This window comes from Spirosoma migulaei, assembly GCF_054776855.1.
On record NZ_BAAHBG010000011.1, the window covers coordinates 24,609 to 45,946 of the forward strand.

14 protein-coding genes are annotated in these 21,338 nt (G+C 49.6%); 1 reads left to right on the forward strand and 13 read right to left on the reverse strand.

Translation table 11 applies throughout. From position 1 onward, the window contains the following. The first annotated feature begins 23 nt into the window (after positions 1–23). Positions 24–1,169, forward strand: coding sequence for a hypothetical protein (locus tag ACYVGO_RS14000; protein WP_460969801.1), 1,146 nt, complete (start codon positions 24–26; stop codon positions 1,167–1,169). A 19-nt stretch (positions 1,170–1,188) separates the two neighbouring features. Here ACYVGO_RS14000 and ACYVGO_RS14005 read toward each other — a convergent pair whose 3' ends face one another. The 13 genes from ACYVGO_RS14005 to ACYVGO_RS14065 are packed head-to-tail and all read right to left on the reverse strand — an operon-like array spanning position 1,189 to position 21,333. Continuing rightward, positions 1,189–2,547 (reverse strand): ATP-binding protein, encoded by a 1,359-nt coding sequence (locus ACYVGO_RS14005; protein ID WP_460969802.1) that lies wholly within the window; start codon positions 2,545–2,547, stop codon positions 1,189–1,191. Then, positions 2,540–3,448, reverse strand: coding sequence for a WD40 repeat domain-containing protein (locus ACYVGO_RS14010; RefSeq protein WP_460969803.1), 909 nt, complete (start codon positions 3,446–3,448; stop codon positions 2,540–2,542). Before ACYVGO_RS14010 ends, ACYVGO_RS14005 begins: the two co-directional genes overlap by 8 nt. Before the next feature lie 8 nt (positions 3,449–3,456). Further along, a complete protein-coding gene (locus ACYVGO_RS14015) occupies positions 3,457–6,819 on the reverse strand; it encodes an eCIS core domain-containing protein (protein ID WP_460969804.1) in 3,363 nt (1,120 codons plus the stop codon). Then, entirely contained in the window at positions 6,816–8,258 is a 1,443-nt protein-coding gene (locus tag ACYVGO_RS14020; protein WP_460969805.1) for a contractile injection system tape measure protein, read from the reverse strand. Before ACYVGO_RS14020 ends, ACYVGO_RS14015 begins: the two co-directional genes overlap by 4 nt. Positions 8,259–8,269: 11 nt before the next feature. Further along, positions 8,270–11,275 carry a hypothetical protein gene (locus ACYVGO_RS14025; protein WP_460969806.1) on the reverse strand — a complete coding sequence of 1,002 codons (3,006 nt, stop codon included), beginning with the start codon at positions 11,273–11,275 and terminating at the stop codon, positions 8,270–8,272. 4 nt (positions 11,276–11,279) lie between these two features. Beyond that, a complete protein-coding gene (locus ACYVGO_RS14030) occupies positions 11,280–14,057 on the reverse strand; it encodes a hypothetical protein (protein ID WP_460969807.1) in 2,778 nt (925 codons plus the stop codon). Positions 14,058–14,073: 16 nt separating this feature from the next. Further along, positions 14,074–17,247, reverse strand: coding sequence for a baseplate J/gp47 family protein (locus ACYVGO_RS14035; protein ID WP_460969808.1), 3,174 nt, complete (start codon positions 17,245–17,247; stop codon positions 14,074–14,076). A gap of 25 nt (positions 17,248–17,272) precedes the next feature. Continuing rightward, positions 17,273–17,716, reverse strand: coding sequence for a GPW/gp25 family protein (locus ACYVGO_RS14040; protein WP_142775126.1), 444 nt, complete (start codon positions 17,714–17,716; stop codon positions 17,273–17,275). 22 nt (positions 17,717–17,738) lie between these two features. After that, the gene (vgrG, locus tag ACYVGO_RS14045; RefSeq protein ID WP_460969809.1) at positions 17,739–19,541 is read right to left on the reverse strand and encodes a type VI secretion system tip protein VgrG; all 1,803 of its coding nucleotides are present in this window, start codon (positions 19,539–19,541) and stop codon (positions 17,739–17,741) included. A 5-nt stretch (positions 19,542–19,546) separates the two neighbouring features. After that, the gene (locus ACYVGO_RS14050) at positions 19,547–20,254 is read right to left on the reverse strand and encodes a CIS tube protein (protein WP_460969810.1); all 708 of its coding nucleotides are present in this window, start codon (positions 20,252–20,254) and stop codon (positions 19,547–19,549) included. Between the two features lie 23 nt (positions 20,255–20,277). Next, entirely contained in the window at positions 20,278–20,442 is a 165-nt protein-coding gene (locus ACYVGO_RS14055) for a DUF5908 family protein (RefSeq protein ID WP_168207874.1), read from the reverse strand. A 3-nt stretch (positions 20,443–20,445) separates the two neighbouring features. Continuing rightward, the gene (locus tag ACYVGO_RS14060; protein ID WP_142775123.1) at positions 20,446–20,895 is read right to left on the reverse strand and encodes a phage tail protein; all 450 of its coding nucleotides are present in this window, start codon (positions 20,893–20,895) and stop codon (positions 20,446–20,448) included. Between the two features lie 3 nt (positions 20,896–20,898). Beyond that, on the reverse strand, positions 20,899–21,333 hold the full coding sequence (locus ACYVGO_RS14065; protein WP_142775122.1) for a phage tail protein: 435 nt from the start codon (positions 21,331–21,333) through the stop codon (positions 20,899–20,901). Positions 21,334–21,338 lie beyond the last annotated feature (5 nt).

Genomic DNA, 21,338 nt, shown 5'->3' on the forward strand with positions numbered 1-21,338 from the left:
ATGCTTCATTTGCACGTACGCCTATGAAACGCCTGCTCCTGCTATTGTTACTGTCTCCCCTGCTCGGTTCAGCGCAGGTAACTATCGACACGCTGCACTGGAGCGCGACTAGACGTTTGCAATTGGCCGATTTCCATTCGCCTACCCAACCCGGTTTAGGCGGCTCCGAATTTTATTATCAAATAGGCTACGAAGTCCGCCCAACCTCTATCTGGAGCCAGCCCGCAATTGAGTCGTTTTGTCTGATGTTTCGTAACCTGTCGTGGGTGTCGGAAACTGCCCGGAATGAGCGAACACTGGCCTATAATCAAATATTATTTGATCTGGTAGAGGTGCATACCCGCCTAATGCAGGCCAAATTAATTGCTCTTGGGGCCGACCGCCGATTTAAGCAGCAAGCCCGGCAGATTGAATACCTGACCAACTCTGAGTTGGGGGCGGAGGTCAATCGGTTTCGGTCCGAAACGGGCGGGGGCGATGACTTAGAGGCTCTGCAAAAATGGGAAAAACAGATTGCCATTCGCCTGTATGATACACCTGATTTAGTAACTACCTTCAGTGCATCGAAAATTGGCTATGGCGTATTTTTCGGTGGGGGAGGTATTTTGCCAACGGGGGCACTTGGGCAAACGTTGAATCCATCGGCAGGCGTTGTATTCGGCATTGATATTGCCTTTCAGCGAACGATGCTGATGTTGCATCCAACCCTCTATAACGGTACGATTCGGGAGGAGTTTTGGCATAATAATCAAAAGTGGGAAAAGGACATGCCCATAAGCCCTATGTTGTTCGAGCTGGGGTTGGGCCGGGTTGTCTACGATGGACCACGAAGCCGTGTAATTCCCTACGTTGGCTACCTGCTGTTCGATATGTCGCCCCGCGATCGGAAGGATGAACGCTACAAAGGCCTGTCTTTACTGACACATTCACCCATACTCGGGCTTGTATTCGATATTAAACTGGGCGATAATACCCGAAAACCTGATCTATCAGAAAATAGCTTCTGGTTTGTGCGGACAAAACTATCCTACAGCCCTATCCTGGATGCGAAACCCTTTTCGGGTGGCCTCTTCAATCTACAAATTGGCCTGGGCGGCTTTGGCCGGACGCGTAAAGTGCATTACAAACCGGAGCACACATTGATTTCTTTACCGGGTAAGATGCTTTAATTTCATGCTGCTGGAAGAGCTAGACCAGCTTCCCTTCCTTTTGAAATTCCAGCCGGATTCCTTCAATAACATCAGTCGCAGTCAATATGTCCTCCTGCCGACTCAAAGCCCGCAAGGAGCAAAATTGAACAATATTCAAAATAGCAGCACCCGAAAGTTCATACCGTCCTGACAGATGCTCGACAGGAAGTTCCGGGTCTAATCTAACAGCGCTTGGTATGCTTTTTTGCCAGAGCACCAGGCGTTCGGTTGCATTGGGCAGCGGGAAATGAATCATGGCCTGAAACCGCCGGGCAAACGCCGGGTCGATATTATTTTTTAGGTTAGAAGCCAGAATAACCAGCCCATCGAACTCTTCAATCTTCTGTAATAAAAATGCCACTTCCTGATTCGCATAGCGGTCGTGGGCATCGCGGGTCTCAGTTCGTTTGCCAAAGAGAGCATCGGCTTCATCGAAGAATAGAATCCAGTTTTTAGCGTGGGCTTTATCGAAAAGATTGGCCAGATTCTTCTCCGTTTCGCCGATGTATTTGGAAACTACCAGCGACAGATCTACCCGATAGACATCCCGATTGGTGTATTTGCCTAGTAAAGTGGCCGTCAGCGTTTTGCCCGTGCCGGGTGGGCCGTAAAAGAGCACGCGATAACCGGGTTTCAGCCGATGGCTCATCTGCCACTCTGTGCGTAATGTGTCGTAATGATGAATCCAGTGTTCGATATCGCGAATTTGGGTGAAGATCGGTGTGGGTAATACCAGGTCATTCCATTCCATATCGGTGCTGATTCGTTGCGCGGGAAAGCGCATGCTCATGGCTGGGGCAGACACACGTCCGGTGGTAAACAACTCCACATAATCGGGGTCGAGAATAAGCCGACCACTCAGGCGTGGTTCGCCGGGTTTTACGTCTTCGAGATACAGAATCCGTTCGCGGGCAAAAAAATGATCGGAACTGAACAGATCATACAGCATCAATCGTTTTTCAAGATCGTTACCGGCCAGAATGAACAGAGCGGTTTCGCCAGTGGGCAGCAGTCCCCGGTGACTAGTGCCACGCACCCCACCAAACTCCGGAAACTCCCCACCATCGGGCAGGTGCTCACGAATGATAGCGTCGAAAAAACCAGGTTGCAGGTGAGGAATAAGCGTAAGGAGCAGAATAATCAATTCTGCTTCATCAAGCTGTGCTGCTGCAATAAGCTGCGATAATACAGTTGGTACTTCCCGCTGAAGATCGGGAAGTACCGGTCGGGTTTCGATCGAACCCTTATGTCGACATAGTCGCCAGCGAACAAACGCCCGCAGAAAGCCAATACCAAGATGGAGTGGATCGGACTGCTCTGGCATGGTTGTCATATGTGGCACAATCAGTTTAGTCATGATCTAGTTGAATTATCGTTGCATCGCCCGCACTACCACCAGTGGCTAGCCAATTTCCATCGGCACTAAATGTAATAGCGGATACGTGACCTTTGTGCAACCGACGGCCCCAGTGTTGTTTGCCCGTCTTACGCTCCACTACCGTGACGTAACCGGATGCATTTCCAAATGCAATCCTGCGCTCATCGGGACTGACGGCAAAGGTGGTAACAGTAGCTTCAGGATTATTGACCACGTTACTGGTAGGCAGCGGTTGGCCCGTTTTCTGCCATCCAAACAGGCCCTGGCCAAACTCACCAACACCCCAAATAAAGCTTGCCGATACGCGGAGCTGACTCAGAACTAACCCAGATGCAACAGGTGTAAATTTACCATTGGTAAGGAGCGCTACCTGTAGGCCGTCTTTATCCGCGCTCCATAGCTGCCTACCATCGGTAACCGTTAAACCAGAAGCTACTGAAAATGAATATGTAGTAGTAAGTTGTAAAGTTGCTATGTTGTAAGCCATAACCTCGTTCGATACGATCACCCAGATTTGATTATTGTCTATAAACAAAAATGGTATTTTCTGCGAAACAGGCAATTGGGCTGCCAGCTGTTGCGACGGATGTTCAATTGAGCTAACGACGAGCTGCCAGGAAGTATCGGGGGCATTTACCAGATAAATCAATTGACTGGTTCCTGATATGTAAACAGCCGGGACGCTATTCGCTTTCTGCTCCTCCGTTACTATCCACTGCGGTTTATCGGGAGTTTTCTGTGAAAAGATCGTTAGGGTAGGGTTTCCTTCTTTCCGATAATCCTGCGCCATCGCCAGCCATTGCCCTTTGGTAGTCAGGGCAAGTGCGTTGACCGGTGTGCGTGACGCCGATTGATAGTGTAAAATAGCGTCTTTTTTCATACCTTATGCTAGGTCGTTGTTCCGGCAAAAAGCTGCCCTTTTAGTTTCTTCGCGCCTACACCACTGTTGTTGTATTGACTGGTAAAATTGGGCCCGACATAAAACTTGTCGGCATAATGATGGCCATCTGCACCTGCCTGTCTGTTATAGTAGGCAAGCATTAGTTTCAAATTTGACGAATTCCCTGCCGTACGTTGCCGCGCTCCATCATCGGCGTTGAAACCAGTATCTTTCCAATGTTTGGCCAGTGGCTCAGTATGATCCACATCATAGGCTCGCCCATTAATATCAGTGGCAATTTGAGCATCGGTCATTGCCCGATATCGAGCTTTTTCTCCTGATACTTCCATTACCTGCCCATCGCGCACCAGACGTTGCCAAATAGCTTCGGAGCCATTGTCCCGCACTACTTTGAGGCTATTAATGATGGCCGCTTTTCCCTGCGTAGCCACGCTGGTTCGAGCGCTGCCGAATCCACTACCATTAATGTATAAGTCATTACGCACGTCGAAACCAGGTGGGAGGTTCCTTCGGTTCGGTAGGGGTGGGGCGAAGAAATCAGAACTATCGGTCAGCCCGTGTAGAATTGCCCCTAGGGCGGTTAATTCAGCATCAACTTGTGTTTGTTTCTGGACATCTGTTAAGGTTGTATCCCGCTTAATTCGATTTACATTCCGTATTTTTTCGCGGGCCTGCTCGGCAATCGGGCGTTTTGATGAATCGGCGGTGACCACTTCGTTCAGGAAGTCCAGTACCGGACGCGGACGCGAGGCTACAATCAGTTCAGCATTCTGGTCACGTCCTTCAAAATAAAGGGTATGGGTTTGGTTAGTAGCATCTGTATAGGGCTTGCGTACACCCAGCCAACCTAATACAGCTCCGGCCACGCGTTGTCCTGCTCCTACTACAGTCCCCACTATCCGTCTTCCCTGCGCTACCACCCAATCAACGACCCGGTCCATTGCCCGATCAACCGGCTGGCGAATACGAGCTATGGTATTCCGAATGGTATCGGAAATACCACCCAAACCCAGCAAACGGGCCAGAAAACTAATGATAACGGGTACCATACGGCCCATGGTTTCCTCAACCCGATTGGCGGCCGCAGCGATGTTCCCGGCAGCGATGGCTGCAATTGAATCGACATACGATTCAACCACTGCGGCAATCTGGTTGATTCGTTCAATGAAGAACATCACCGTATTATAGGTAGCTATGATGGCCTGAATAACAGCCCCTGCCGGATTTAACATACTGGCAATCCGGATAATTGCCTGACCGATAATTGTCTGTCGAACCCAGGCGATAACGCCGTCGAGCACCATATCACGCAGATTGCCAAGATATTCCAGTATTTTTTGCCAGGCAGCTGCTGGGCCCTGCGTGATGAGAATCCGCAGAAAATCAAACACTTGCTCCAGCCGGTTCACGAATTGCTCACTCGTAGCCCGAACCAGTTTGGCCCGAATAGTTTGATAGGTAAGCCCCAGAATCTGTAATACCAACGAGAGAATACCCTGCAAATTGAATGTCTGAGGTAACTGGAGTCCAGCTCCTTCCAGGGCACCCAGTAGCCAGCTCACTAAGCCACGCTGCAAATGAGAGAGCGCATTCTGCATAAACTGCCGGAAGCCCTGGACACCAGCGCGCACCAGATTACCAACGAACCGTACCGGATCGTTGATAATAATGCGGAAGGTAGCCTGCGCCCGTTTCAGAACGGCCAATACCCTGGCTCCGCCCGCTCCCATAACCGCTTCGAAAATAAACTCGAGCATCTGCATCAGCGCAGCACCGGCAAAGCCAACGATGTCGGCAGCTAATCCCAAGAACAGCCCGACAATCTGACCGATGGTTTCCAGCGGATGGAGTATGGCTTCGGGCGTGAGCGCGTTCCAGACGGCTGTAAACATCCCCTTAATGCGCTCCCAAGTGAGGTTCCGCCGGGTGGTTTCCTGGTTAAACCAGTTGAAGGCTCGTTGCAAAGCACCCGACTGCTGCATTTGCTGGAATCGTTCTTCGCCGTTTTCCATCAGGCTCATAAAACCGCGTACCAGATTAGCTGGACTGCGTTCCACCACCTCATCGGTAAATGGATCTTTTCCGATGATGACTGTTAGCAGCGGGAATCCTCGCAATTGACGCGCTCGATTACTCAATGGCCGAATAATCGTTTCTTTGATAAAGGCAACGACCTGGCTGACTACCCGCCCGACAAACGCCAGTATTCGACTGAATGGCGGACCAAATATTCGGCGAATTATATCCAGATTGCCATTGATACCGAGTGTGATGCCCATTTCATCCCAGGCCTGACTGAACAGGCCCCGGATATAGGAAAAAGAAATTCCCAGTGAGGCTATCTGCGTATCAATCCAGGCGGCTGCCCGGTCGATTACCCCTTCGGAACGAAGCTTATTAAAGAGCAGAACGCCCAGAGGTCCACCCAGCGTTAGAAAACCTTCGATCAGATTCACGGTGGTGCGAGGGACTTCTCGTTGGAGAACCGGATTGTAACCAATCAATACTGTCATCAGTCGCCAGCCGGGCAAATTAGCCAGCCAGCCATCAATGGTTCCGGCCACATCGATTCCGAACAGGCGTTGTACAGAAGGTGTAGCTGTTGAAACGGTAGGTTTTCGCTGGATGGCTCCCCCTTGTTGCACAACGTGAGTTAGTTCGTGGGCCAGCAGATGCTGCCCGGAACTGGAGCCTGGACTGTATTTGCCTTCGTTGAAATAAACATGATTCTGATAGGCAAAAGCTTGTGCACCAATGTTCTGGCTCATCTGTACGGCTGGCGCGTCGGTATGAACCCGAACCGATGAGAAATCAGCGCCAAAACGGGGTTCCATAAACTGCCGGGTATCAGCACTCAGCGGTTGTCCGCCCGACTGACTAGCTGAAAGCTGTGACTCAAAGTGACTGGTTATAGGAGAAGCACTGGTTTCGCCTTTTTTGCGAAGTTTTTTTCGATCGTCGTCCTCCGTTTTCAGCCGAATAATTGGAGGGCCTATACTGTCTTCCTTACGGCCAATATCTTTCTTCTCTTTTTCGTCGATTTTCGGCTGAAGCAACCCTGTTGTCGGGGAAAACGAACCCGAATGAACGGCGGGAGCAGGCATGCGCATCACGTGGTCGGCCGTACTATCGGCTTCCCGCTCGAAACGGTCATTTGCCTGACCGACGCTTAGTTTGGTTTGGACAAACGGTTTAAAAAATGGCGACGTATGGGGCTGACCTAATGTTGGTGCACCCTGTTTGGCAAAAAACGGTTGGGTCGAGTGGGTGTGGGCAGCAGTGTGCTGAGTCGACGACGTGGTGGCCGGTTTCGACTGAATAAGCGGTTGATATTGATGTGACACGTTCACGACATTGACGGGTATTGCCAGTTAACGACTATCCATTTTTTCAACCAGGGCAAAATCACGGGACTAATTCGCCAACCTACTTTTTCTTTTTTACCATTTATGTCAACGTTATGCGTTAGTTTATTCAACAGATAATCCTGCGCTTTCACCTCAACCGTTAATTGCCACTGGTTGCCTGACAAAAGCTCCAGTTTGCCTTCCCGTTGCAGAAAACCTACGCGCAGGCCATCTGGCGAGGTGTTTTTCAAGGCTTCCCACCGCCGAATCACCTCGGTGAGCAACTCCGTTCCTTCTAGCTGTTCTTCGTCTGTGAGTCTGTGTTGACCCGTAATGGGCCAGTTCCAGGGTAGGTTGCAAAGCACTTTGGGCAGCAATAAGTCATATTCAGCAGCCGATAGCTCACCCGTTGCCAGAAAATGAATCATCAACAGCGCTTTTTCCCGACAGATATCGTCAATAAATACCCCCTTTTTCACCCATCCACATGCGTCAAAACAAGCAGGTAGAAATGGATCATGAAGCAGAACAACACCTGCATTTCGAACGTAGAACACCGAGTCGGAAGGTAACGCTGAATCGGCTTCAGGCTGTACTTTTGGTTGATGATTCGAGACAATGTCAGCCGTTTTAACCGACTTTAAATTACTCTTTTCTGCGTTGATAAAAAGTACTGATTCGAGTGACGAACTAGTTGTAAATTCAGCAGGGTTAATAGCTGCCCAGTAATTTCTGATCGTTTGGAGCACTGCTTCAGATTCCTGTACTACGCTTTTGATCAGCAGGTTAAGTATTAGTGTATACTGGCCCGGCGTTAATTGATCTCGCCAGGTTTCCACGTGTCGTAGCAACCCTGATCCCGCCGATTCAGGATGTGTACCCAGGGCGTTGATCACCACCGTAAGCAGCGCTTCCGAGAACTCACGTAACAGTCTGGATCGAGCGTCAGATTTTGTTAAAATAGCTTTCAGCGTTGCTTGCTGGGTGTGTGTTACTCGGGTTAAGATGTGCTGTATCTGTGTGTCAAACGCCTGCCTGGATTCGGGCCAGAGTTGAGAGGGGGGAAGTAGACCATGTTCCAGGAAATAGATAAAGGATTCAAAAACGGCCTCGTAAACGTTTCTGACGGAGGTTTCTGGCTGATAACGCTTCTCCGGAATCGCGTCGATCAGTTGCCGACGAAGTAGGTCGGGTAATCGACGGGTTATTTCTTCCTCAAGATCATCTGGTGCTATTGCACCCAGATCCACATCCAGCCGTTCCAGTTCAATCCATTCATCTGCCAAACAGAAATCAGATAACACCTTATCCAGCGAAGTCAGTAAACGGCTTTGCTGAAGCGCCTGCCCGATCCGTTCCTGCATAGACCAGCTATCCGACTGTTCGCGGAGGTGAAGCCGAACGGTTTGACGCTGGATGATATGTGGCTGGCTGTTGGTCATCGGGCTGATGGTTAGAGAACTTTCTCTGTGATTGCGTTGCAGATAGGTTTGTTGTTGTACTGGAAGGTTAGCTCCAGATTGGAGTTTTCCTGGCGACCATCCAGCTTAAACGTGTAGCGTTGTACTGTGGGGCTTTCATCTTTTATCTGTTCTGGGTTAATGGCCTGGCCGTTTAATTTCCAGATATACTTGATTTCTGGTATTGGTGTAAGCACCAGCGCATCAGCTGTTTTTTGCGGTATTACATTTTCAACCTTAAATGTTGCCGGCAGAATAAATAGAGGCATCGATTTTGGTGCCCGATTCTCAAGGGTGTATGTGATGACATGGGCTCCGGCAACAATTGGTGTATATTCACCTGTATCGGCTTTGATCGCTATCGTCTTGGAACTGAATTTCCCTCCTTCAGGAGTAGCCGTTATTCTAGTCTTCACTTTACTGAAACAAACAACGGATGCACCTGGGAATGCAATAGGTTCGAGGGGTGTAAAACTAATTTCCTGCGAGAATGGCTCTGTCTGGTCACAACTGCCATTCGTAGCGGTTAATTTCACCAGAAAATCGCCAGCGCTATCTTCATCGACCGGGAATGAGTGTATTTCCTGCGCATTTCCGTTGCCGTTGACTGGAATGGTCAGTATGGGTGATCCATCCCCAAAATCTAGCGTGAGTTGCTTTGCATCAGTGTAGGTATACCTAAATGTCGCTTTGCGTGTTTCATTAACCTGCTCTACGTTAAACGATGCGGCCGGTAGCGGAACGACTTGTACATCTATCAAAACCGGTGGCCGCCCCGGAACGGTGTAGGTCAATGTATGGGTACCAACCTGAGTTGGGTTAAAGAAAAATGTACGACCTTCTTTCGTTACCAGCGGACTATCGAACGAACCTGTATCCGGCGAAACGTCGATTTTTCCCTTCGTTGCGTTAAGGCAGAACGTTTCCTGCATCTCCAGGGTTGGTGGAGGTTCTGGTAGCATAAACTGAATACCATTGCCTGATCCGCAGCATCGATAAGGAAGGTAAAAGTCGGCAATGACAATAGACTCTCCCCCCTTTTTTTGCAGACCGGCCTTCGGCAACGCAACTGGATCTTTGTACACCAGTACAAACGTACCCCCTGGCGGGACACCTGCACCGTGTTCCAGTCCCTGGTGATTTAGTAGAAACGGCCCAAATGTCAGATTCGCTTCAAAATCGGCTTTACGCTTTTCGTAGGTATCCTTCAGTTTCTGCAAAAGTGGAAGTTTGGCCAATATACAGTTGGCCGGTAACTGAGCGCCAAGTTTTTTTACTTCACCTGCATAAGCCGCTAATACCCTCACAAATACCACTGGAGTCATTGGCAGAACGACCTTTAGGGGATTTATTTTTCCGTTAAGCTCTGCTTCGTGACAATGAATCTGACTCATGATATCATCGAAATCAACAGCCAGATCGGCAAAGTCGAACGACTGTCCCTGAGTAATGAGTAGTTGATCGGTGTCGGCCCGAAGTGCCAACACGTCGAAGGCCAAATTGTAGGTTCGTTGCTGTGCCAGAATTTCGCTCAGCGTGGTTAGAATTCCCGCTCCCAGAAAACCTTCAATCCGGTAAAATGGATAGGTTTCGATCTGATAGTCGAATGGCCGTTTAACCTCCGCAGGAGCCAATGGAGATGGATGATAGGAGTGAATATAGGCTGTACGACAGTACTTTGCGAGTTCGTGACTCCAGAAATTCCTCATTTCTGGTTTATAATAAAAGGGCATGGACCGCTGATCGATGCTTAATTTTCGATAGCGATCGGGGGTGATTTTTAGGGAAGAAAGGGTTGATACGGTGCCTCGGCCTTTAATGGTAAATGTATCGAACTGAGTGGCTGGAACCTCGAATAGATCAATGAGTTTTAGAATCCGCTGATAAAACCAAATGGCTTTCTGGCGGGCGTCGGTAGCCGATGCTACTGCTGGCGATTTCACCCAGGCATGCCGGAAGTCGGGTCGGCAAAGGCCAGGATCAGAAACGAGCTCCCCTACCAGCAGGTGTTTCGGAAATGCATCAGCGGGAGGCATACACTGCACTAACCATTGGCAGGTGGCTTCCCGAAACTCGTTATACGCATCGTGCAGATCTTTCAACCAGTCATATACATACTGGCTATTAAAATTTTGACTAATCGTACGCACCATGCTCTGTAGGGCGTTGGTCGGCACCGTCATAGCAGTGAGACTAGTCGCATCGACGTCCTTGATCAGTTCGTAGGCATCACGCAGGTTTGCACTCAACAACCCGGCTTTACTGAGCAGGAACTGCCGAAACCGTTGTAGGGACTGATCATAAGGACGATCATCGAGCCGCACCCGCGCCATAGTCAGAACCGGTAATCGAGTACTGGCGGCCGCTGCCTGACGAAGGCTAGTTGAAATTAAGGCATTCGCATCAGCTTTTCGAACGAGCAGGATACGTAGCTGATTCTGGAATGCTTTTCCTTTGGCATCGCAGGCAACACCAGTGCATTTATCAGCCGATTTAACATCGCTCTCCAGATACACCATTACCACCATGTTGGCCAGTACCTGGGCTGTCGTTGCCGAAAACTGGTCGAGCGTTTTCAGAACCCGCGTGCTGCTGGCTTCCTGCTTAAACGCCTGCGGGAGTAGTTCCCAGAGTTTGAGCCCGTTTATATCGGTAAAGGGCTTGTATGGATGATCGGCAAAGGTGTAATCGGCGAAACGATCATAAGTTGTATCGGCATCCAGGCTCAGTAAATCACCTTCTGAAGGCACTCCACAGCCTGCCGATATCGTAATGGTGTTATTGGCGTTCAGCACGGGTTTGAGTCCGCATACAATCCCTACCCCAATGAGCCGGGTTCGGGTAAGCTGCTCCTGATTGAGCAGAAAACCAAACAGTAGGTTCAACTGATCTGCGGTCAGGATGGAATCTGGCCGGAAAATGGTGAGCCCGTAATTGCTGAAGTCGAAGTGTTGATTTCCAGTTACAGGATATACTTCATCAAAATATGGATTAGCCATGGCGTTAGGGATTTGGGTGGTCGTCAGGTTCGGTCGGCTTTAGAGTTCCCAATGCCGTGCGGTTGAGGATAATCGGGCTTTCTTCGTCTTCGTTGTCGCAATCATGCAGGACCCCCGTCTCATAGATGGTATGGAAATCATCATCTTCCAGTTTATCTATAAGTTCCTTTAGGGCGGTGGCATAGATGGCTGTTCGTGGTTTGGTACAGATGCCTGCCCGCGCTTTTAGCCATTGCTTGTATTTCTTCTCAAAATCGGCCAGTTGTTCCTGGCTTACCCAGCAGATTCGCGCCAGTACATGCGCCGGAAGTTCGGATCGAATAATGTTTTCGAGGTAGCGTCGGTAATCAACGTTGCGGAATCGGGTCGTATAGCCGGGAAGGATCACACTCACCCGGTAGCTGTAGGGATCGAGCGGTTCGCAATGCTCGCAATCAGGTTCCACGCAAACCGACATCCACTGTTCTCCTTCGTTGGGTCGGAGCAGCATATGCTCGACCAGAAACAGAGCCTCTCCGCTGTAAATCAATGTTTCAATAGCTTCTTCAACATCGGCATCTGCTTCTTCATACGTTGGAAACGTTCGTGGGCAACGCGCAATCGTTCGGTTGTTTTTGTCCTTCAAAACGTAGGTAAAACCGCCCTGCACGGCGTGAATGGTAAACCGATCTGTTGATGGAACGGTCAGAAACGCTCGTTGCATGGCATCCTCAGCCTCCATCTGACTGGCATACGTGTGCGTTGAGGTCAGGTAAATTCGTCGATGGGTACTGGCTTGTAGTTCGTGGAGGTGAAATTTAAATTGAGGAGCTGTTCCTTCATCGGAAGGGAACGTGCTCATTACCCTTACCGCCGATGCATCGTGTGCCTGGTAATTGGTATCGCGGATGCCCGTTAACCGAGCCAGACGACGCGTAATACCCGCTACGTTGTCTGTTTGCCAGGCGGGTTGGCAGTAGTTATAGGCTTTTGAACGGCATATTTGCCCGTATTCACGGAGGAAACTAGCCTTATCTTCCAACATTTCTTCGTTCCCCCGTTCCCCAAAAAGAGAGTGCATCAGGAGTGCATAATCACTGAAATTTTCAGCAAAACGGGCCAGCTGGTGATCCAGGAAACGGTTTTTTCGCACGGGATTTTCAGCATAGCCTTCCAATTCAGCCAGCACACCCGGCAGTATTGTTGTAGACAGGTCAGGATAGCTATCGTATAAGTCCTTAACACCTGGCATATCCGTAACTACCTGACCGAAGTAGGTTTGTGCGAATGGCGGATTTGCCAGTAAATCGGGCCCAGCAGGAGTGATCTCTGCACTGAAAAGTGATTTCAGGTTCGCTAATTGCGCCAGATAATTGGCCAGTAACTGGTCAAAGAACAGCAGATAGCCTTTCAGTTGCTTAGCCTGTGCTTTTCGTTCATTTGTGGCTGAAGCCGGTAACCCAAACCGACCAACGCCATAATTGAATGGAAGATCATTAGCCACCGATCGATAATCGTTCAGATCATACACAGTGCCGACTGGCACGGGCAGGTCGTCTACCTGCTTTTGATTATCGGAGTGCGCCTGCGCCAGGAGTTCCGCAAATTTTGCCAGAGCCTTTGTTTTATCGCTCAGGTTGCCAACGGGGATAATGTCCTTATAAAAGGCCAGGGCCACATTTTCGGCACAGAGCTGAGGTTGATGCCCATGGTTGATGTGCAGACACCAGCGTTGCTCGCCATTGGGTTTGGGTATTTGTTGACTACAGGGTGTATTGGGTGCTGCTGGTTCAAAGGTGTTCAACAATACTTTTTTAACATCCTTGACACCCTCAATGCCCATAATAATATTAATAAGATCCGATGTATAAACTACTTCCCGTAGGGCTGCGGCTTCCAACTCATCATCAATAATGAAGCCATTCGTTAACAATGGGCCTTCAAAAATCTGATCGATAGTGAGCGGGTTCTTGTCCGTGTCGGTATGGGCCAGCATTTCTGGGAGCGAGTAGCGCTTTACTAAGGGCGTCAGGTATTGCTGCACCTGAAACAGAATCTGGGCATACACATCACTCACCTTTGCGTCGTTTTGCAGGCCGATGTCGGCGCAGAACATCACATACTGAATGGGAACTTCGGTAACGTCAACGATATCTTCGCACAGGTTTCGGTTGGCTTCGTAGGCTTCGCGCAGTTGCTGTTTAATGGAATTATGGAGCTGTATCTGGATTGCTTCCTGTTGTGCCTGGGTTAATGAGTCGCCCCCTTTGTCTTTTATAGACTGATTGATATAAGCCTGATCGTAATCAACCAATATGGTATAAAGCCCCTTTAACTCGAAGGATAAAAAATTGGCAGGGAGCGGCTGGGGCGCTGTATAACTCAGCCGTCTGGCAGTATCGCTTTCCCGGCAATTGACAAAAACCGACTGATTCGCAGGTTCGAGCCATGCGTTTCGAACGCCATTGATGTCAATAAATAACTTCCGGTAGTCCAGTTCCGAAACGGGGCAGGTAGGCAGTACTTTCCCCGCCGTCAGGAAACTCTTCTGCATGGCGGCTTCATTGCCGAATGACGATGTTAGCAAATCACTCATGTCCAGCGATGTTCGCAGGCTTAGATCCGTGATAGCATAGCATAGATGCTCCAGTAGCGTAATACCAGGGTCGTGGGTATTGTAGTCCGTCCAGAGGGAGTGAGCATATTTCTCGATATAAGCGATTCCCACCTCGCGCAGGGCTGCGAAATTGGAAGCTGTTTGCTCTGGCGGTTTAGTCGATATGGTAATAGAAGCGTTTGCCATTGTGGTTCCCGTCGCGTTAACACCCATCAAAATCCCGTATTTCGTGTTTTGTGCAGGAGGTTAGCACGGCGCGGGCGTCGGAGGCCGTTACAACCTCTTTGTCTTCGCCCGTTGTGATCCCACCAACGTATTGCATCATCTTTACTTCGGTCACAAAATTGACATAGCTCAGTCGCTCCATGAAGTTGATCAGGGTGCTTTTGGATAAGGTTCCGCCAAAGGGTATATCCGATTTTACATCGAATGCCCAGGGGGTTAGGTAGGCAAATAAATCCTGCTGAAGCACTTTTTTATAGACTGCAGCTTCGTAACCCTTCTGAAACGAAACGTTAAAATCGAGCTTGATTCGTTCGTAATTCGGATTTACAGCCTGAATAACAACCTGCCTGCCCGCCCGGCGTTGCAGAAAACGGGTAACCTGATCGAGGGTATTCAGGTCGACCTTGGGCGCAAAACGATTCACGTCTTTTAAATTACGTAGATCGGGCACGACCACGACCGTTACATAGCCCGGCGATAGTTCTTTTAGAGTTTGGTTGGCTAGGATTAACTTTGTATGATTCAGGCATTTAGCTTTGTAAATGGTTGGAAAGGTTTGCAAAACCAGGTGTTCATAATCCCAGATGCTGACGGCACGTTGTTTGTGCCGTAACCGCTCACTTACCCGACTATAGAAAGCCTCGTCGGACTCTTTCGGCTTGCCCCCAAACGATGCGTAGGGCTGTTTAATGCTTTTCACCGAAGCCAGACTCTGCCGCGATTTCTGAATGGTTTCGGCAGGCAAGGGAAGGTTGTAATGAACGGGATCATTGCGTTGATCAATGAAATCAGCCAGTACAGCCTGAGGGTGAAGCGCCACAAAGTTGCAAACGCTATCGATAGGAGCGGGGGTGCCATCGGCCTGTTTTAGTTCAGCCCGTAACCAGACGAAGCCTGCCTCCAGAATCGTATTGTTGATCGATGTTTCTTTAGGCAGATAAAATTTGATGATGCCAGAGGTCAGTAGGTTATTGGTTGTATCCGATAGAATGTCTTCGGCCAAAAGCGGGCGCCATTGATTTTCAACCAGCACACTCCAGGCTACGTTGGCAGCTATTCGGTCGGGATTGGCGCTCCCTTCGTCTACCTGAACCAAAATAGCCACGGCTTCGAGTGGACCAACCTCCTTCAGACCCATGAAAAAAGTCCCGTTTGGGTTGTATTGAGGAACCAGCCAGGCGTTTTTATCCGTGCTCCCTAGAAAAGACTGTGCCTGTTTCAGAAACCCATTTTCTTCAGCCTGCCCAAATGCGCCCAAATGAAACAATTGCAATGAGCGATTGGCGAACGAATTAATATCGGCGGGAGCCAACGAAATAGTGTCTGTTGTTGCCTGATAATCCAGCGTAAACTCGTTTAAAATGGGTAGGTAAGGTGAGTTCGGAATCTTCTGGGGGCCAGGATCCTCTTTCGACTGATCGATTACCCCCTGCGTCAGTAGCTTTGGATAACTGCTGGCCCCAAAATCCTTGTTGAGTGTAATTTTTAGCAGGCTGTCGCTGACACTTTTCGTACTGGCCTCGGGTTTGGGGGGCGTGTAGGTGCTATCGTATACCTTCGTCATTTCCAGACCTTGCCGCACGTACAGGGTTGGGCCGGCATAGACGGACTCGAAGGTTCTGATTGGCAAATAGTCCAGCGAGAGAAAAACAAAGTTTGTTGAAGAAGGCGGTGCGGCAATAGGTGGAAATAAGTCGAGGGTGGCAACGGGCGATGTTTTCAGATTTCCATTCAGAATTTCCTGCTTTGCCTTAAACGTATTCCGATCGGCATAGGATGATGCATAAGCCTCGTAATGCGTCTGCCAGTTCTCAGGTAAACCAATCCACTCGTTGAAATGTACGGCTACGGACGTAAGTGTTTTGGCAACGGCTTCTTCACTACCTACATACAGTGTTGACCCAGTCACAGGCGATGATCCAAACGGCATGAATGGTTTTTCCGGACTAACCTGGCCGAGGTCGTTTTCCAGAATCAGCGTCTTTTTTAAGCCCGTAACCGTAACATCGATTCGAATTGATCTTACATCCAGGGCTTTCCAGGCGGCATAATCCTCTGTTTTGGTTAGCCAACAGCGCAGCATAGGGGCGTTGGTTGCATAGCCGCCATCGAGTTTTGTCGCATCGTAAGCCACTACGGCTTCTTTACTATCCTTATGTAGAGTAATGGCTAGGGTAACTGTATTACCACTGACAACTGCCGTTGTTGTCTTAGCGTCAAGCCATGTTTTGGCTCCACTGAGTTGCACGCGTAGCATAAGCCCATGTACCCCCACCGGCGATACGTTGGTGTTGATCGTGACGGTAATGGTTCGTTCGCCTTCGGCTAATAATAGCACGGGAGAGGCTAGCCCAAAACCCAGCTGCGCTGTGGGGAGACTAACGCCCGAGGTGATACTCTCCCCACAGTTGATCTCTGAACGAACGCTTCGACCGAATGCACTCCAGGTTGGGTTATCGGGAGGGAGCGGTTCCGCTACACCATCCCAAGTGTTAGCCACCGGTGCATAATATACGGCTGACTTGTTTGTTACTGGGTCAGTTAGTCTATAAACTGTTCGCAGGTAGTTGATTTTTGCCCGATTGACCGTCAGATTGTTGGCTGTCTTGTAGGTCAATGGTCTTTTCTGCGGGTCTTTTCCGGCGTCGAGTTCGGTTTCTTTGGCAACTATCTGGTCGGCTGCATTTTTCGCTAATTCGAACAGCACATGAACATGGTCGGGAGCGGGTGCCCGATTAGTCAGTTGCAGGACGTTGTGGTAATAAAAATCGAGGTGTTTTTTTGTTAGGGTATTCTGTTGATTCTGTAGCTGCTGAAATAGATGCAGAAAGCTGAGTACTAGCGCGAAATGTGGTTCAATATCACTTCGGGAAGAAGATTGGGGATCGTTCCAGTCGCCAAGGTCTTCCAGTTTAAAGTAGCGCGCGTAGTCCATTAGCGAGCTCCAGGCTTCACCCTTATCGGGCGTGTTCAACTGGTCGAAAAAGCGAATCCTGGCCTTTTTTGCATATAGAGCCAAGAATTGCAGCAGATCTTCCGGCCTGCGCTCATCCAGAAGGATACTCTCTGGTTGCAGGGCTAATAGCCTGCGTTGCGGCTGGCTGAGTCCATCGCGTTGGAGAGGATTTTTATCGGGGCAGGGTTGCGGCATGGATTTGAGAAGATTAGATAAACAACTACTGGCTTAAGGCATCAGTGGGATTTCGAATCTCAGTTCCTTCATTTGTATAAAATGGGTACACGAAATTGTATCGGGTATTAGTACTACGGACCACGTAGTTTACCGTGATCAGCAAGAGCCCCTGCTGCTCTGGCGATTCCTCAACCGTTACATCTATCGGATCGATGCGAGGTTCGTACAGCAGGATGGCTGTTTCAACCCGATCTTTTACCCGTGTTTGTAAAGCCGTGCTAATCGGCTCGAACATACTGTCCTGCATGTCGCAGCCAAAATCAGGTATCATGAGCCGTTCACCAGGTTGCGTAGTCAGCAGAATATGCAGACTACGCTCAATATCAGCCAGTCCAGCCGTCATCTCTATGCCTGCCGGAGCAGCCACCTGGTTGAATGTTGGTGGAAAGCTCCAGCCGCGCCCTAAAAAATTGTTTTCAGCTATCATTACCTAGACGTTGACCCGTTCCTTAATTGATCTGAACTATTGACCCCTTCACGACTGTCCGTGCGGCACTGCTTATATCGACCCCGGCCGATCCACTGGCTTTGAACTGAGCATTTGCTTTCAGTTCTACCCCAAGGCCTTCCACATTTACATTGCCGCTGGCTGCTTTCAGAGTAATATCTTTACTGCTTTCGATCTGAATACCCTGATCATTCATAACCAGCTTGTTGCCGTGCTGATCCTTTAGGGTTATGTTTTTCGCATCCTCATCCAGGAGCAACTGATTACCAGCGGGTGTTTTAATGGTCAGAATGGTCTTCTCATCATCGAAAATCAGTTTCATTTTACTGCGCGAAACATACCCCTTTAGGTGGTTATCATCTTTCGTGACGAATGGGTCGGGGAGTTTTTTCTGGCTGCCATGCAACGAGCCCAGGACGATGGCATCGCGCGGGTCATTGTTCAGAAAACCAACGACCACTTCATCACCAATTTGAGGGCGGAAAAAGAAGCCCCGTTCATCACCTGCGTCCAGACTCACGATACGGGCGCGAGTGCCTTCGGCTGCCGGATCGATGACTGGTAGCCGAACCAGAATCCGTTCTTCACTCGTTTCGTCACCTTCCAACCCGGTAACGACCCCGATTTGTAAGCCGCTGATGGCCGGAACTACCCCGCTGGCGGGCGGTTGCCGAACATCCACTTCGGTTACAAACCAGCGTGGATTCAGGCCAAACTGAATATCGCTTTGCCAGCCACCGTCTTCGAGCCGATGACTAACGCCCGTTACGAAGGCATCGCCATTAAAACGCTCCCCCAGTCCACCTAAATTAATGACTGTCCCTGGCTTGATGTCAGCAGTTCCAAATAGACGAACCCGACCCTGAATTTTCGCCATTCGGCGCTTCAGCAAAGCCGCATCAGCCCAAGTCTGCAACTCCTCCGTTTTTAGTTTCCCTCCGTGCTGAAGGGTTAGTTCCGCGTCCAGCGCTTTAGCAATGTCCGGTCCCGATAAATTTCCCTGAGCGCCAACGGTGGGTTCATTGGCTTCGGCTTCGGTAAGTTCCTGGTCCGTATAATTCCAGGTGGTTGTCTTTACGGCGCTAAACTGATTACGGGCATCCATTTCGGCTTCAAAATCCAGCATAGTTGCCCCGTATTGCAGGGCCACAATTGGTTTCTGCGTGAAATCGGGTTTGGTAATTTTTAAGGTGCCATCATCTGCCAGGCAAAGCATACCGTTTGTTTCGGCCCGCATGACCAGGTAATCCCAGTCCGTTGCATCGTATTGAATCAGCTCTTTATGGGTTGCGGTAGTGGTGTCGGCATCAATTTGCAAACCGGGGTAGGTCTGCACAATTTCCTCCGCAATATCAGAATCCTTTTTGTCGGTGAAATACCGGCGTCGAGGAACAATAGTCGTTTTTACATAGGCATCTTTACAGAGTAAGTTCAGTCGGCTTCCTCCCGAAGTCCGGGCTTCAATACCGTGCCGGACAACAATACCGTTGAAGATGGTCTTCTCCTTGCCATGATAGCCTGCTTTGATCTCCAGCTTGTTGCCAGGGATGAACTGAGCCCCGTTACTGATGGCAAAGTTCTGGGGCTTAGCGGCAGCAGCTCCACGCCCGGAGCTGCTGCCGCCCGGAGCGGGTTCGCCGTCTTTCAGCGTAATGTAGGCTGTTGGTACCCGATTAACCTCTTTCTGCACCCGTACAATGAGCACCTGATACGATTTTTCCAGCGCTGTACCCTCTACAAAAATAGTGTAGGTGGGCAGATCGCGGGGTGCGGGTGTTTCGAGGGTGCGGGGATTATCAGGCATGGGTACTACAGTTTACTTTCTTTGTCAATCGGTGGAAAAAACAAGCGTTGTCCAGTAGTTAATTTTCTGAAATTCAGGAGTTTATTTGCATGGGCGACTTCCCAGTAAAGTGCAGAATCGCCGTAGATCCGGTAGCACATCATCGGGAGCGTGTCGCCCTCCTGCACTGTGCGTACGTGCGTTAAATCCGGTGATTCTGTCTTTTCTTTGCGAACCCTGGTATCATCGGGTATGACTTCTGTAAAGCTAACTTTAGCGACGGCCCGGATGGGCGTGCCGTCGGGTTTGAAGAGTTTGTAGGTAATACTAATTTTTTCGGCCTTACACTTAAAAATCAGTTTCCCCCAGGCCAGCTCTACGTAAGGCGGCTGGTGCGTTTGACCAATGAAGTTGAAGACCGTTTTTTTTAACTGCTCTACCTGCTCCCAAACCCCTTGATTGGCTGCCGCTGCGAATGGGTTGACAATAACGTCCTGAGTCAATGCACCGGTCGAATCGAACAGGAACTCGAAATCCAGCTTACGAGGGCTTATTCGATTGAACGTCGGCTGGTTTGCGCTGGTCCCACTGGCCTGCTCCTGATTGCTCTGAATTTCGTAGTTCAGGGTATAGGTTTCCGGGTTGACCAGAGCCGTGTATTCATCGCCGGTTCGTTTGGTGAAACCGACATCTTGGTAGCCGGTTAGTTTCATTTTGGCTAATTCTCCCAGCATAGTCCAGGCGGTAAAATACCATTTTATCGTTCGTTTTTCTCGCGCAATACGGCCAGTACCTGCTCAACACACGCCTGAATCAATTGCTTTTGCGCATCGGCGGCCGGTGGGGCCGTTGAGGTAGCCGACGGAGTAGTATTCGTGTCGACTGTAGCCGTAATAACTAGTTCTCGAATAACAATGGGCATGGCTCAGATTCGGATCGTGGTGTAATACCGGTACGTCAGCGTCAGGGTCTCGATAGCAATGGTGTTCTGTTCGGCGTTGAAAGCAGAAATGTCCCACTTCTTTGGTAACGCATGCACCACATGCCACGACATCAGTGGAGCATGTTGTTCGTTGAGCAGCGAGATCAGCAGGTTAACGGGTTGAAACTGAAAATCTTCGAACGCGTTTTTGGCCCACTGGTATACGCCCGATCCAACAAACAATCCTCGCTTCAGCACGAGATCGCTGTATTTGGTACGAACTGGCAACTGATGCTCGAATCGATTTTCTCCTCCTTCTCGGATGCTTTCCATCTGCATCTCCACGTTTAGCCCCGAAATTTCCTGGAACCGGCCATCCTGAATTGTTTGCGGGAACAATTCAAAGGCTACCAGGAAATGAAATCCGACCGGTGGATACAACAACCCCGCCATAGCTTATTCATTTTGAATAGTTAGCCCCTCATGTACCAGTTCGATGCTCTCGATCAGCACTTCGCTGGCATCGGCTTTTAAATCGCCCGACATTACTTTCGATGGCCAGGCTTGTTTGATTTTCCAGACCACCACCGGCTGGTGTGCTTCATTGAGCAAACTGATGGTCAGATCGCGACGCTGGATGGTATTCAGGGCTACAGTGTTCCACCAATTGAAGAAATCGTTGTCGGCTTTGAACGTCCCCCGTTTTAGAGTGATGTTGGAGAATTTCTGTAGACCGGGCATTTTGATTTTATGAAACTCGGGCGAAGCACCGTCGCGATATTCAATCACATCGGTCTCTAGGTTCAGGCCGGTTACTTCAGAAAAGCCAATGCGGGCTCCGCCCCACTCAACCTGAAAATGAAATTTGGGTAATGCATAAACTGCTGCCATGATCG